Source organism: Bacillus sp. MHSD_36 (assembly GCF_030757775.1).
Lineage (GTDB): Bacteria > Bacillota > Bacilli > Bacillales > Bacillaceae_G > Bacillus_A.
In genome coordinates this window covers 45,315-59,070 of the sequence record NZ_JAVBIS010000003.1, presented here as the reverse complement: position 1 = coordinate 59,070, position 13,756 = coordinate 45,315, and the positions used below count along the sequence as shown (strand labels likewise).

Here is a 13,756-nt window from a genome sequence, read left to right as displayed (position 1 = left end):
ATTTGATTATACGCCAACTGACTTTTTTATACAATAATTTTGATTATGTATTTTCAAACTTATTATTGGAAAAAGAAAAAAGGAAAATTCATTATGCTACTTAAAAAAGTACGGTAAATGAAATTATAATGTGTGATGAAAAAAAGCCGCAATAACGATTGCGGCTTCTGTTACGGTTTTCTTTTATATGTCCATTGACGGTTATGATTTGTGTTATCTGGAAACTTTTCACCGGCAGTTAGTTTCACCATTTGCGGGTCTTTCACCATACTTCCCGTTTCACCAATTTCTACGTAAATGCCATCATTCGGTGCTTTTTGTCCAGAACGAAACCTGCGATTTTGTCCCATTTCCATTCTCCTTCCATGACGTCTTTGCCTCATTAGTATATCCATTTTAAAAGAAAGCTTGTCTGTCATGTTTAGGAAACAAGTACTATATTTCATCCTTGTACATATACATGAATGACACAAGCTTAGGAAGGGATTTCTTTCCTATTTGTAGAAAAAAAAGAAACCAACCTACTATAGGCCGGTTTCAAAGGAGAGTCAAACATATACGAGAAGATTACATGTTCATTATAAGCCTCATTATACAAGCAATGTAACCCTTTTCACAATTTGTCCATAATGAAAGAAACATTGTTTGAACTTTCTAAAAAGATGTTGACTTTTCTTGATTTCCAGCGAGAAATAGTAGACACCGCAGCACTTTGCGACGTAAGATGGATATATAGTGAACTTTCCATCTTTGGCGGTCTCACCCAGTCTAACCTCTTATTTCTGCATATTAAAAACGGAAATACAGATAGATACAAAAAAATTATTATAAGAGGTGAAATTATGAACAAACAACATTTAATCGCATTAGACTTAGACGGCACTTTATTAACAGACAACAAAATAATTTCCACTCGCACAAAACATACAATTGCAAAGGCAAAGGAACAAGGACATATCGTTGTTATTTCAACAGGGCGTCCATTCCGCGCTAGTTATGATTACTATAAAGAACTTGGTCTGAATACACCAATCGTAAACTTTAATGGCGCTTACGTACATCATCCTCTTGATTCAAAGTGGGGCACACATCACTCTCCTCTTGAGCTAGCAACAGCACAAGAAATTGTCCGAGCTTGCTTTGATTTTGGCGTGAAAAATATATACGCTGAAGTAATGGACGATGTGTATGTTCGTGAAATTGATGAAGATAAAAAACATATTTTCGAATTCGGTTCTCCAAATATTTTTACAGGAGACTTATTAAATATTTTAAACGATCATCCAACTTGCTTATTAATTGACGCACATGACGAGCATTCTGGTGCAATTCGTCAACATTTAACTGATATGCACGCTGAAGTAATCGACCATAGAAAATGGGGCGCACCTTGGCCGATTATTGAGATTGTAAAAAGCGGATTGAATAAAGCTGTCGGATTACAAAAAATTTCTAGTCATTACAACATTCCACAAGAGCGAATTATCGCTTTTGGTGACGAGGATAACGACTTTGAAATGATTGAATTTGCTGGTCACGGCATCGCAATGGGAAATGCAATTCCTGAATTAAAATCACTCGCAAACCATACAACGTTAACGAATGAACAAGATGGTATTGCACTATATTTAGAAGAGGTTCTTGGATTGTAATCTAAAAATTCCCTGCTTATAGTTTCCCGCCAAACGCTCATACTATTATTAGACGCAAAGGTCATCGCGTCGATTGTTTTCAGCTAAATAAAGGGGGTTTTTCGAATGGGTAAAAAGAACAAATCAAAACGTTTTATCCAACAAGGAGCCGATGCTGTTATGAAGCATGATGCAAGATTCCCGTACAGAGGTACATTAGCTGAGGCAGAAAAAGCGAGAAGTAACTCTTCTTTTGGAGGGGTCTAAATGGGGAACTTACTATTCCAACAAGCTAGAGATGCTGTTGCAAATGCCGTATCTTGTTCAAGCGGTGCTGAACAACAAGATCTCGTATATAGAGCAAAAAACGCGTTGCACTCTGCTTATGCAAACTCTTCAACAGCTGAAAAAGTTCAGCTACGTGAAATGCAGGAGCAGCTGCAAAACATTACGAATTTACATTAAAAAAGAGGACCAGCTTTGGTCCTCTTTAATCTTTTCGGAATAAACCAAACACCCCAACCGTTTGCAGTACGTTTGTAAATGCACCTGGGTCTACTTGCTTAATAACCCTCTCTAATTCATACAGCTCGTAACGAGTAATAACAATCATTAACATTTCCTTATTTTCATTCGTATAAGCGCCTGTTGCCGGTATAGTTGTAATCCCCCTCACTAAACGTGAGTGAATCGCCTTTCGTACATCCGCCCCATTCTTCGTAACAATTAATGCCGTAATCTTCACATGACGTGTATGAATTGCATCGATGATTCGCGTTGACACATACAAAGTCACCAAAGTATATAATGCTTTTTCCCATCCATACACATAGCCAGCAGCGATAATGATTAGTGCATTAAAGAAGAAAAAATACGTACCGACAGGCTTGTCTTTAATCTTAGATAAAATCATGGCGATTATATCTAAACCACCTGTAGAAGCCCCCCACTTCAACGCAATCCCTACCCCGATTGCTGAAATAAGCCCGCCAAAGATTGCATTTAATATGATGTCGTTCGAAACCGCCCTAACAGGGATAATTTCTAGAAACAAAGTCATAAAGATAACGCAAAGAAAACTAAAAAAAGTAAAGGCCTTTCCAACCTTTTTCCATGCTAAAATAACGACGGGAATATTAAACAAGCTAAACAATACTCCTGTTGATATGTGAATAGATAAAAAGTCACCTAATATTTGTGATAACAATTGAGACAATCCAGCAAATCCACTCGCGTACACTTTCGCTGGCGTTAAAAATAAATTCATTCCAATCGCGTTTAACAAACCTGCGATGATTACAACGATTAACTTCTTTATAAGTTCGGCATAATTCAACTTCAAATCCATTTCTAATCCACCCTTATTATTCATGAATGCACTGCTATACATAGTCTTTACGAAAAAGGAAATGATAAACGTACAACGTTTAGAAATGGAGTTGATACATATGCCACATACGAGTGACAACGACAAAAAAGCACGCGATAATAATGCAAAACGCGCACAAAAAAATGAGCAAGAACAAAAGAATATAGAGCAAGGTAAGCGTGCCTATTCTAAAAAGACCGATCACCTTTGATTCCATCGTACATCAACAGTATTGTTGATGTACTTTTTTTACATTTCACAGAAAAAAACATTAAAAATTCACTTCATGTTCACTTCTATATTCTACAATAGCGATAACATATTCGGATGAGGTGTTGGCATGAGAGGGAAACATATTTTCATTATTACCGCACTACTAAGTATATTAATGCTATCTGCTTGTGGACAAAAAAACGACTCAGATACAGTTGCTACAGCAACAGACTCAACCATTACGAAGAGCGACTTCGAAAAACAGTTGAAAGATCGTTACGGAAAAGACATGCTATACGAAATGATGGCACAAGACGTTATCACAAAAAAATATAAAGTATCTGACGATGATGTAGATAAAGAAGTAGAAAAAGCGAAAAATCAATACGGAGACCAATTTAAAAATGTATTAAAAAACAATGGTTTAAAAGATGAAGCTGATTTTAAAAATCAAATTAAGTTCAAACTTGCTATGAATGAAGCGATTAAGAAAAGTATTACAGAAAAAGACGTGAAAGACCACTATAAGCCAGAAATTAAAGCGAGCCATATTTTAGTAAGCGATGAAAACGAAGCGAAAGAAATAAAGAAAAAGTTAGATGCTGGTGCTTCATTTGAAGAATTAGCAAAACAAGAATCACAAGATCTACTATCAAAAGAAAAAGGCGGAGACCTTGGATACTTCAATTCAGGCAAAATGGCGCCTGAATTTGAAACAGCTGCCTACAAACTAAAGGTTGGACAAATTAGCAATCCCGTTACATCACCAAACGGTTATCATATTATTAAATTAACTGATAAAAAAGCTTTAAAGCCTTATGATGAAGTGAAAGACTCTATTCGTAAAAACTTAGAAGAAGAACGTATCTCTGACCCTATATTCGGCAAAAAACTATTGCAAGATGAATTGAAAAAAGCAAATATTAAAATAAACGATAGTGAGTTGAAAGATACGTTTACTCTTGTGCATGAGCAAAGGAATTGAAAAAGCACCACCTTATATTTTACAAATATAAGGTGGTGCTTTTTATTTTCTTTATTTCTTAAAGTAAGTCCAGCCTTCTTCTTGATAAACCTTTTCTTCTTTCATCAACTTACCAAGCGCGCGCTTAAAGGCAGCTTTACTCATATTGAAACGTTCTTTAATGTCTTCTGGATGGCTCTTATCCCAAAACGGCATTGCTCCGCCTCGTTCTTCCATATATGCATAAATTACTGCAGCATCATCTTCCATTCCTTCTTCTTTACGAGGAAGAAGTGAAATGTTAATTGTACCGTCATCTTTCACATCAATAATACGTCCTGTTACGCGCTGACCAATACGGACTTGTTCTTTTCTTTCCGTATGGTGTAAGAAAGCACGGAAATGCTCATCTGTTAGGATGAATGAACCAACTTGAAGTGAACGATACACACGTCCATTTACGTTTTTATTACGCATAGATGGCGTCGCATCTACGATAATTTCTTGCATATCACTGTCTCTTGCCGGAAGAGCGATAAGACGATCACGATTCGTTAATTTTAGCGTACAATATAATTCGTCTCCAACTTCTGGCCATACTGGCATATAAATCGGGAACTCATCAGCCGGGATTAGTATATCTTTTGATACACCAATATCAACGAACACACCTAAACTAGGAATAACTTCTACAACCTTTACCCAGTTCCAATCATACGTTGTAATAATTGGTTCTTTCATTGTTGCTGAAATACGATTTTGGTGATCAAGGTATAAGAATACATCAATCGTATCGCCTTCTTCAATTTCTCCAGCCACTTCGTTTTTATGTAGGAAAATTTCTTCTTCTTCATTCCCAACCATATATCCGATTTCCGTTTCGCGTAAAACAGTTACCTGTTCAATCGATCCTATTTGTAAGTACATATTTTTTAATTCCCTTCTCTATATATAAAGTGAAACTTTAATCAGTGGGGGTTTTGTTCCTTCCCACTGATTATTAGTTGAACCAATCGGGCTTTTACGGGCAGTTGATCTCCCGCCTCCCTTCTTTGCTACAGTCGAATTTTTAGGTGGGAGTCTTACTGCCCGTTAATGCGGGGTAAAATGAACTTTTTAACTTTTTTATATTTTTATCATTCCAAACAAAAGTTAATTATAACACGATTTTTCCTTTATTTGTCCAACTGCCCAAAATTCACTATAATAAAATGAGGTTACATGAATATAAGTATGAAAACACTTAAGTCTAGACTCGTTTTCAGCTATACTTTAGTATGTACAGTACATAAAAAGATTAGAAATTTATTTGGAGGTGCTAACTATGGCAAAAGATAGTTCTTTTGACATCGTTTCGAAAGTAGAATTACCTGAAGTAACAAACGCAATTAACATCGCATTAAAGGAAATCCAAAACCGATATGACTTTAAAGGAAGTAAAAGTGATATTAAATTAGAAAAAGAAGTACTTGTTTTAACTTCTGACGACGAGTTCAAATTAGAGCAAGTAAAAGACGTTCTTATTTCTAAACTTGTAAAACGTAACGTTCCAATTAAGAACTTAGATTACGGAAAAGTTGAAGCTGCGACTGGTAACACCGTTCGCCAACGCGCAACACTTCAACAAGGTATCGATAAAGATAACGCGAAAAAAATTAACAACATCATTAAAGAAATGAAATTAAAAGTAAAGACACAAGTACAAGATGACCAAGTACGTGTTACAGCGAAAAGCCGTGATGACTTACAAGCAGTTATCGCTGCAGTTCGTAGTGCTGATTTACCGATTGACGTACAATTCATTAACTACCGCTAAAAAGAAAAACATCCTCTGTATAGAGGATGTTTTTCTTTTTAACATGTAGAGAAGTCTAAGCTTACGAGCAATCGGATAATTTTTATACATAAATGAAGAAGACCCTTTTAAAAATTGGAACAAAAACCTCCCTCCCCAATCAAATGTAACAAATTATGAGTATAAGAATATTTTCCACCCTTTCCTGTAATGTAAAATTAGTAAGGAATTTATTTTATGAAAAATGTTAATTAAAAAAGAGTTAGAAGTGGTTATTTGAAGAAATTAATACTATGGTTTTTATTAACTACATTCTGTCTACATATTACAGGGTGTTCTAATAATATAACTACCCCCAGGGATACATCTAAAACTTCAACACCTACGAATTGTAAATATATCAACAAAGCTTGGTATAAGAAACCTATGAACTGTAATAATTGATGATATAAGTCATAAAAAAGACACCATAAGGTGCCTTTTTTTAAAGAAAATAATAAAGTGAAACTTTAATCAGTGGGGGTTTCCTTCATCCCCACTAATTATCAGCCCCCAATCGGGCTTTTACGGGCAGCCCGACCCCCACCTAACTTCTTTGCTTCCGCTGCATTTTGAGGTAGGGGCCTTACTGCCCGGCGAATAGCCGGATAAAATATTCATTGGAAATTATGAGTGATTTTTTTATTTTGATTTTCAAAATATTTTTCTTTAACTATTTTTATCAGATCTTCTTGTTCTGTTAGTTCAAAGATAAATAACGCTTTTCTCATATTATCAGCTACATCCTCTTCATTACATTGTTTCAGCTTTAGCATGTTCCAAGCTTTCCCATAGTATAATTCGCCTAATAAATATAAAGTATTTAGATTAATAGCTAATTTAATACCCATATCATTGTATTCTATTGCCTCTTCATGTTGATTTGCATGACCTAACATTTTCCCTAAATTAAAAATGATTTTTAATTTAACCTCTTTATCTCTAGGGAAATCTAACTTATTAAAATTAGTTAAACATCTTCTTAATATAGAAATACTCTTTTCATATTCTTTATTTGCCCAATGAAATATAGCCATCGACTGCATAATATCTATTTCTCTTTCTGATAAAAAATCACCATTCGTTACAGTTAGGTTTAGTGCACTATTTAAAAGATTTAAAGCAGTTTTTATTGATTTATTCACATAAAATATAGCAATCGCTTCATGCCATATTAGAAATTGTTTATCTTCTTTTAACCGGAAATTATTTTCGGTTTTCTCTTGTTTCACTATTTCATAAAGTTCATTATATTGTTTTTGTTTTGTACAATCTCTCATTACACACTTTACATTTTCTACATATTTTAGTTTTTTGTTTTGAGTTAGTGCGAAAATATGGTTTGGATCAATACCAAGTCTTTCAGATAATTGATATAACAATATGCTAGATGGATAAATCATACCTTTTTCTATTTTGCTAATTTGACTTTGTGAACATATTCCATGACACAATTCAGATTGTGATATATTCTTTTTTATTCTAAGTTCTTTAATGGTAATACCCAAATCGTAAAATTCCATTTTTCCTCCTCAAATATAGCCCTCAATGAGTAACAAAATACTTTTCACCCTTTAATGTAATGTAAAATTAGTATATTTTCAATTATTGTTGCTCCTATCGTTTTTTACTTCTTTGCTCAGCTTCATTTCGAGGTGAGAGTCTTACTTCACAGAAAAACAGACTAGGGAGAAAGTTTTCTCCTTAGCCTGTCCCACCGAGATTTCACATTTATTAAGAGCAACACCATATCGCTTTATCAAATGATTTTTTAGGAATGTATACTTTATCATTTTCGATTTTGTATTTTATATCGTTTCTCTTCAGAACTGCCGTATCAACAGAATGAATACTATCGCCCCACCGAACAAGTTCCCCATCATCACGGTTGTCCCAAAAATAAAAACTTACGAATACGATAAAAACACATAAGCATATAGCGAACCACTTCTTTTTCCGCAAATACCTCACCACCTTAGACTGAAGAAGAACTACTAAAAAAACGCGACTCATTTCCGGCTCTTTTTAACCGCAAGTAAAAAAGCAATAAACAATACGTTCACACCGACGATTAAAGAAATAAATAGCCAATTCACACCTGTTTCTCCGTTAACTTTATACACATTTGACTCTTCACGTTTTAAAACAAGATAAAACTTTCCGTTTTCTTCTCTTATAATTTCATCTTCTAACAATCCTCTTAACTCTTGTTTTTCGCCAATTGCACTTACAGGTAAAGCAACTTTTTGTGTTTCTTTCGTATTATTAATCGCTACTACTGTCACTTCATCTTTATACTTTCTCTTTAGTACACTCATTCCATCTTTATCGTACAGAAGCTCAAACGTACCGCGTCGTAAAGATGGTCTCGTTTGTCTAAGTTCACCAAGTTTCGTTATATGCTGCATAAACTTTTCATCTGATTTAAAATCCATTAACCGTCTATTATCTGGCGTATCCCCCCCATCTAATGCAATTTCAGTTCCGTAATAAAAATTCGGAATACCTGGTGTTGTTAATAAATATGTAAGAGCTAGTTTCAAACGAGATGGAGGATAATTCATATTCTCTTTTGCAATACGAGCAAATCTTTTTATACCTTGATTATCTAAAAATGTAGCGGCTTCTCCGTCTTTTTTACTCACATCATATAGAGCTTTCACCGATACGTTCACTTTAGAAAACGCATCTACTATTTTTTCGTTGTATTTACTATCTTCTTTTATCATAATACGAAAATCTTTCTTTATCATTTGCATATCTTTTTGCACATCATCCCAAAAAGTATCCGACTTTTTTTCACTATGTATTACATAACTTGCATCTAAATCTGCTTCTTTAATCCACCATTTCATCGCGTCGATGACTTGTTTTTCGTTCTCTCCAAGCGGAAATTGAAGTACAACTTTCATTCCTTTTGCGTGAGCCGCTTGTACAAGTTCTTTCACATCATTTTCTGTTCCGAAATGTTCATTTACCTTTTGAAAATTGCGCACCTCTAATCCATCGTACTTTCCACTTTCAAAAACCGGAGAAAGCATAACAGCGGTAAAGCCCATTTCTTTTATGTAATCCAGTCTTTTTATAATCCCTCTTATATCTCCGCCCTGATATCCTTCTAAATTACCAACTTCTAACTGTTTGTCATTTTTCGGTTCTCCGTTATTGAAACGATCAATCATAATAGAATATATAACTTCGTCTCGCCACTCTCTTTTTTCATTTGCAAACGTATGTATTGGTACAAATAAAACGACAGCTAAACAAAAACAAATGAACAGTTTTTTAGTATGTATTTTCCCCACACGCATCCCCCATGTTTTTTAATTGTAAGAATATTATACCAATTATCCAAAAGAATCGCATACGTCGATTTCTTTCCCCGTAAAATATTTCATGTTATGTTTTCTAACATAAAGCAAAAGTTTTCTGAATTTTTAGTTGATTTTTATTTTTATTTCGAATATGATATGAAACATAACGAATCGATGTTATTTTTTCTGACATTATAGGAGGAGAGAGAATGAATACGGGAGATACGGTTTTTATGTTTGTAACGACAGTAATGGTCATGTTAATGACACCAGGATTAGCACTTTTTTATGGGGGCATGGTTCGCAGTAAAAACGTACTCAGTACGACAATGCATAGTTACAGCGCAATGGCTATCGTTTCGATTCAATGGATTGTAATTGGTTATTCTTTATCATTTGGACCAGATTGGCACGGACTGATCGGTACACTCGATTGGTTCGGTTTAAACGGAGTTACCTACGCACCAAATCCAGACTACTCATCTACTATTCCTCACAATTTATTTATGATGTTCCAGCTTATGTTTGCTATTTTAACTCCCGCATTAATCTCAGGAGCATTCGCCGAAAGAATGCGATTTTCAGCTTTCCTTATTTTCATCCTTCTATGGACAACAATCGTTTACAATCCTGTCGCTCATTGGGTATGGGGCGTTGGCGGGTGGCTAAAAGAACTTGGTGCGTTAGACTTCGCTGGCGGTAATGTCGTTCATATTACATCTGGTGTCGCTGGCCTTGTATTAGCTATTTTCCTCGGAAAACGAAAAAATATAAACGGTCCTTCTCCTCACCATTTACCATTTACGATGCTAGGTGCAGGTTTACTATGGTTCGGCTGGTTCGGTTTTAACGTCGGTAGCGCATTATCTTTAAACGACGTAGCTTTAACCGCATTTATTAATACAAATATAGCCGCTGCTGCCTCCGCATTAACTTGGATGCTTTCAGAATGGTTCTTTCAATCAAAACCGACTGCGATGGGAGCTGCTTGCGGAGTCGTTTCCGGTTTAGTCGCTATTACACCAGCTTGCGGGTTTGTTACACCTTTCTCCGCTCTTCTTATCGGAGCAATCGGCGGCGTATTATGCTTCGGCGCGGTCTTTTTCTTAAAAACAAAATTCGGATACGACGATACACTCGATGCATTCGGATGTCACGGTATCGGAGGGACTTGGGGCGGCATTGCGACAGGACTATTCGCAACTACTACTGTAAACAGCGATGGCGCGAACGGATTATTTTACGGAAACGCCGCTTTACTGTTCAAACAACTTGTAGCAATCGGCGCAACATATGCATTCACGATCATCATGACGTACGCCATTATTAAAACGATTAACTTCTTCCTCCCTGTTCGGGTAGATGAACACGAAGAACATATGGGACTTGATATTTCGATGCACGGGGAGAAAGCTTATGAATATACGGAGCGAGTGAACTAAAAAAAGAGATGCAATCTATTAGTAGTAGATTGCATCTCTTTTTATTGTAGTTGTCACCTCAACATACCCTCCCCGGTATTATGGCGATTATTCGGATATATCGACGATTTTCCAAACATATCAGCGGTTATTTCAATATATCGATTTATCAACAAATTCCGACATGAAAAAAATGAAAAATACCCCGGCGTAATTTCACACAAAAAAGACGACCGTTTCACAGTCGTCTTTTTCTATTTATTTCGGAGCATTTCCCACATATTGCGTAATATCAACATTTAGCGCTTGCGCTAAACGCATACCGTACTCTTGATCCGCACGGAAGAAGTTACAAACAGCTAGTAATTTCGTACGTTCATTTACGTCTTTTAAGTCATTTGTTAAGTTTGCAATTAAGTTGTCTTGCTCTTCTTTAGAGAATGAACGGTAACGCTCACCTGCTTGTTTAAAGTCATTTGGTTTGTCAATTTTTTCACGAGATACGTAGCCTTCTACTTTCATAGTTGAATCGCGGTAAGCTTTGTCTTCAACTGGATTTTCAGCATGACGGCTCGGTTCGTAGTTGATTGTAGATGGGTTTTGATTGATTTGCATCGCACCATCACGTTGTTGGTTATGAACAGCTGCGTATGGGCAATTTACAGGAATTTGTAAATAGTTTGCACCAAGACGGTAACGCTGCGTATCTGGGTAAGAGAATAAACGACCTTGTAATAATTTATCTTCAGATGGCTCAATACCATTTACAGTTGCACTTGGAGAGAATGCCACTTGCTCTACTTCTGCGAAGAAGTTTTTCGGATTACGATTCAACGTCATTGTCCCTACTTCAATTAATGGGAAGCGATCTTCTGGCCATACTTTCGTTGGGTCTAATGGATCGAAATCTAAAGAATCCGTTTCTTCTAGTTGCATCACTTGTACGTGTAAATCCCACTTTGGATAATTTCCTTTTTCGATTGCATCGAACAAGTCACGAGTTGCATGGTTGAAGTCTTTCCCTTGTACTTCTTGCACTTCTTTTGCACTTAAGTTACGTACACCTTGCTGTGGTTTCCAGTGATATTTAATGTAGACGATTTTACCTTCTGCATTAATCCATTTAAATGAATGGACACCGAAACCTTCCATTTCACGATAACTAGCTGGTGTACCATAATCAGAAAATACCCACGTCATCATATGTGTAGATTCCGGACTTAACGTCATGAAATCCCAATAACGATCTGGCGTTTGAATGTTTGTATCAGGTGCTGGTTTTAAAGAATGCACCATATCAGGGAATTTAATTGCATCACGAATGAAGAAGACGGGTAAATGGTTACCTACGATATCATAATTTCCTTCTTCTGTATAAAATTTAACAGCGAATCCACGTGGATCACGAGCTGTTTCCGGAGAACCTTGACCATGAATAACCGTTGAGAAACGAACAAATACAGGCGTTTCAGTTCCTTCATTTTGTAAAAATGCTGCTTTCGTATATTGCTTCATGCTGTTTTTCGTTACGAATACACCGTGAGCACCTGCACCACGTGCATGCACAACACGCTCCGGAATACGTTCACGATCAAAGTGCGCAAGTTTTTCTACTAAATGATAGTCTTCTAATAATACCGGTCCACGGCGACCAGCTGTACGAGAGTTTTGGTTATCTCCAACTGGAGCACCTTGATTTGTTGTTAAGCGATTATTTGGATTCATTTAGGGGGATCCTCCTCTTTATTTCATAGTAATTATTATTTATTTAAAATCATTACAAACTAATTATTATTCAAAACTAGTTCCTTGTCAACTATTTCTTTCATTTTTTTGGAAACAATTTCAGCTAAGCAATCGATAAATATAGATTGTGAATTTGGCATATTTGGTCTAAAATACGCAGCATTTATTTCATCAGTTACAACTTTACACTCATAATCGTTGTCATATAAAACTTCTAAATGCTCTGCGACAAAGCCAACTGGGCAATATACGAAAGATTCATATCCACGGTCTTCAAATAAATCTCTAGTTAAATCTTGCACATCCGGTCCAATCCATGGATCAGGTGTATTTCCGGCACTTTGCCAACCAATTGTATAGTTTTGAATATTCGCAGCTGCTGCAATTAAATCCGCTGTATGCTGCAATTGCTCTACATAAGGGTCACCTGCCGCAATAATTTTCTCTGGCAAACTATGTGCTGAAAAAATTACGACTGCTTTCTCTTTATCTTCAATCTTTGTAAATGTTTCTTTTATTTGATCTGCCCAATACGAAATAAATTTTGGTTCATCGTACCATTGTTCAATCGGTTCAATAACAGGGCCACCGATTTCTTCCGAAAAACGAATAGCACGGTCATTATACGCTTTAATACTAAATGTAGAATAGTGCGGTGCTAATACGATACTAATCGCCTGCTCAATTCCATCTTTCTTCATTTCTTCTACTGCATCTTCTATAAATGGGGCAATATGTTTTAAGCCTAAATAACAAGTAAATTCATACTCTGTAAATATATTATTCATAGAATCTGTTAATTTATGCGCTTGCTCTTTCGTAATTTTTGCAAGTGGTGAAATTCCGCCAATCGCTTTATAGCGCCTGATTAAATCTTGGAGTGCCTCTTCGGAAGGTTTACGACCGTGGCGAATATGTGTGTAGTACGCTTCTACATCATCTAATGTTTCTGGCGTTCCATACGCCATTACGAGTAAACCTATTTTTTTCTTTGTCATCTATATAACACCTCAATTTTATAAAGTGAAACTTTAATCAACCCTCACCAATCGGACTTTTAAGGGCAGCTCGACCCCCACCTAACTTCTTTGCTTTCGCTGAATTTTGAGGCGGGGGTCTTACTGCACATTAAAGTGGGATAAATGAGAATCCTTTTCAAGAACATTTGTTTCCAATTATAACAACTAATAATAAGTACGTCAAAATAATTATTCTAAATAAGTATTTTTTCTAATATGATTTTGAATTTTATTTGACAATTTCT

15 protein-coding genes are annotated in these 13,756 nt (G+C 35.9%); 7 read left to right on the top strand and 8 right to left on the bottom strand.

Annotation, left to right across the window (positions count from 1 at the left end; translation table 11 throughout):
* Positions 1–170: 170 nt before the first annotated feature.
* Positions 171–350, bottom strand: a complete 180-nt coding sequence (locus Q9B79_RS13360; RefSeq protein WP_000531421.1) for a YjzC family protein — start codon at positions 348–350, stop codon at positions 171–173.
* A gap of 492 nt (positions 351–842) precedes the next feature.
* Between Q9B79_RS13360 and Q9B79_RS13355 the strand changes: the two genes are divergently transcribed.
* The 3 genes from Q9B79_RS13355 to Q9B79_RS13345 all read left to right on the top strand — a co-directional run bounded on the left by Q9B79_RS13355 (position 843) and on the right by Q9B79_RS13345 (position 2,096).
* A complete protein-coding gene (locus Q9B79_RS13355) occupies positions 843–1,652 on the top strand; it encodes a Cof-type HAD-IIB family hydrolase (protein WP_306184931.1) in 810 nt (269 codons plus the stop codon).
* Positions 1,653–1,757: 105 nt separating this feature from the next.
* Positions 1,758–1,898, top strand: a complete 141-nt coding sequence (locus Q9B79_RS13350; protein WP_000516816.1) for a hypothetical protein — start codon at positions 1,758–1,760, stop codon at positions 1,896–1,898.
* The gene (locus tag Q9B79_RS13345; protein WP_000527393.1) at positions 1,899–2,096 is read left to right on the top strand and encodes a DUF3813 domain-containing protein; all 198 of its coding nucleotides are present in this window, start codon (positions 1,899–1,901) and stop codon (positions 2,094–2,096) included.
* Positions 2,097–2,121: 25 nt separating this feature from the next.
* On the opposite strand, the gene Q9B79_RS13340 is transcribed toward Q9B79_RS13345, so the two are convergent.
* Positions 2,122–2,979, bottom strand: coding sequence for a YitT family protein (locus Q9B79_RS13340; RefSeq protein ID WP_000364426.1), 858 nt, complete (start codon positions 2,977–2,979; stop codon positions 2,122–2,124).
* A gap of 100 nt (positions 2,980–3,079) precedes the next feature.
* On the opposite strand from Q9B79_RS13340, the gene Q9B79_RS13335 reads away from it, so the two are divergent.
* Both Q9B79_RS13335 and prsA read left to right on the top strand, forming a co-directional pair.
* The gene (locus Q9B79_RS13335) at positions 3,080–3,211 is read left to right on the top strand and encodes a DUF3941 domain-containing protein (protein ID WP_001120845.1); all 132 of its coding nucleotides are present in this window, start codon (positions 3,080–3,082) and stop codon (positions 3,209–3,211) included.
* A gap of 129 nt (positions 3,212–3,340) precedes the next feature.
* Entirely contained in the window at positions 3,341–4,198 is an 858-nt protein-coding gene (gene prsA, locus Q9B79_RS13330) for a peptidylprolyl isomerase PrsA (protein WP_306184927.1), read from the top strand.
* A gap of 51 nt (positions 4,199–4,249) precedes the next feature.
* On the opposite strand, the gene Q9B79_RS13325 is transcribed toward prsA, so the two are convergent.
* Complete coding sequence (locus Q9B79_RS13325; protein ID WP_000281260.1) at positions 4,250–5,104, bottom strand: CvfB family protein; 855 nt, start codon at positions 5,102–5,104, stop codon at positions 4,250–4,252.
* A 397-nt stretch (positions 5,105–5,501) separates the two neighbouring features.
* On the opposite strand from Q9B79_RS13325, the gene Q9B79_RS13320 reads away from it, so the two are divergent.
* Positions 5,502–5,993, top strand: coding sequence for a YajQ family cyclic di-GMP-binding protein (locus Q9B79_RS13320; RefSeq protein WP_001040149.1), 492 nt, complete (start codon positions 5,502–5,504; stop codon positions 5,991–5,993).
* 635 nt (positions 5,994–6,628) lie between these two features.
* Here Q9B79_RS13320 and Q9B79_RS13315 read toward each other — a convergent pair.
* From Q9B79_RS13315 to Q9B79_RS13305, 3 genes are all read right to left on the bottom strand, one after another.
* Complete coding sequence (locus Q9B79_RS13315; protein WP_306184923.1) at positions 6,629–7,534, bottom strand: helix-turn-helix domain-containing protein; 906 nt, start codon at positions 7,532–7,534, stop codon at positions 6,629–6,631.
* A gap of 211 nt (positions 7,535–7,745) precedes the next feature.
* Complete coding sequence (locus Q9B79_RS13310; protein ID WP_306184921.1) at positions 7,746–7,973, bottom strand: hypothetical protein; 228 nt, start codon at positions 7,971–7,973, stop codon at positions 7,746–7,748.
* Positions 7,974–8,020: 47 nt separating this feature from the next.
* A complete protein-coding gene (locus Q9B79_RS13305; RefSeq protein ID WP_306184920.1) occupies positions 8,021–9,322 on the bottom strand; it encodes an alpha-amylase family glycosyl hydrolase in 1,302 nt (433 codons plus the stop codon).
* A gap of 212 nt (positions 9,323–9,534) precedes the next feature.
* Here Q9B79_RS13305 and Q9B79_RS13300 point away from each other — a divergent pair, with 212 nt between their 5' ends.
* Positions 9,535–10,767 carry an ammonium transporter gene (locus Q9B79_RS13300; protein ID WP_306184919.1) on the top strand — a complete coding sequence of 411 codons (1,233 nt, stop codon included), beginning with the start codon at positions 9,535–9,537 and terminating at the stop codon, positions 10,765–10,767.
* 237 nt (positions 10,768–11,004) lie between these two features.
* Here Q9B79_RS13300 and katB read toward each other — a convergent pair whose 3' ends face one another.
* Together katB and hemH are read right to left on the bottom strand one after the other, a co-directional pair.
* Positions 11,005–12,471, bottom strand: a complete 1,467-nt coding sequence (katB, locus tag Q9B79_RS13295) for a catalase KatB (protein ID WP_061656769.1) — start codon at positions 12,469–12,471, stop codon at positions 11,005–11,007.
* Positions 12,472–12,530: 59 nt separating this feature from the next.
* Entirely contained in the window at positions 12,531–13,490 is a 960-nt protein-coding gene (gene hemH, locus Q9B79_RS13290) for a ferrochelatase (protein WP_306184917.1), read from the bottom strand.
* Positions 13,491–13,756 lie beyond the last annotated feature (266 nt).

Coding starts and splice junctions, on each gene's coding strand:
- katB (WP_061656769.1), bottom strand. CDS start 12,471: ATGAATCCAAATAATCGCTTAACAACAAATCAAGGTGCTCCAGTTGGA.
- Q9B79_RS13355 (WP_306184931.1), top strand. CDS start 843: ATGAACAAACAACATTTAATCGCATTAGACTTAGACGGCACTTTATTA.
- Q9B79_RS13305 (WP_306184920.1), bottom strand. CDS start 9,322: ATGCGTGTGGGGAAAATACATACTAAAAAACTGTTCATTTGTTTTTGT.
- Q9B79_RS13325 (WP_000281260.1), bottom strand. CDS start 5,104: ATGTACTTACAAATAGGATCGATTGAACAGGTAACTGTTTTACGCGAA.
- Q9B79_RS13300 (WP_306184919.1), top strand. CDS start 9,535: ATGAATACGGGAGATACGGTTTTTATGTTTGTAACGACAGTAATGGTC.
- Q9B79_RS13340 (WP_000364426.1), bottom strand. CDS start 2,979: ATGGATTTGAAGTTGAATTATGCCGAACTTATAAAGAAGTTAATCGTT.
- Q9B79_RS13345 (WP_000527393.1), top strand. CDS start 1,899: ATGGGGAACTTACTATTCCAACAAGCTAGAGATGCTGTTGCAAATGCC.
- Q9B79_RS13350 (WP_000516816.1), top strand. CDS start 1,758: ATGGGTAAAAAGAACAAATCAAAACGTTTTATCCAACAAGGAGCCGAT.
- Q9B79_RS13320 (WP_001040149.1), top strand. CDS start 5,502: ATGGCAAAAGATAGTTCTTTTGACATCGTTTCGAAAGTAGAATTACCT.
- prsA (WP_306184927.1), top strand. CDS start 3,341: ATGAGAGGGAAACATATTTTCATTATTACCGCACTACTAAGTATATTA.
- hemH (WP_306184917.1), bottom strand. CDS start 13,490: ATGACAAAGAAAAAAATAGGTTTACTCGTAATGGCGTATGGAACGCCA.
- Q9B79_RS13360 (WP_000531421.1), bottom strand. CDS start 350: ATGGGACAAAATCGCAGGTTTCGTTCTGGACAAAAAGCACCGAATGAT.
- Q9B79_RS13315 (WP_306184923.1), bottom strand. CDS start 7,534: ATGGAATTTTACGATTTGGGTATTACCATTAAAGAACTTAGAATAAAA.
- Q9B79_RS13335 (WP_001120845.1), top strand. CDS start 3,080: ATGCCACATACGAGTGACAACGACAAAAAAGCACGCGATAATAATGCA.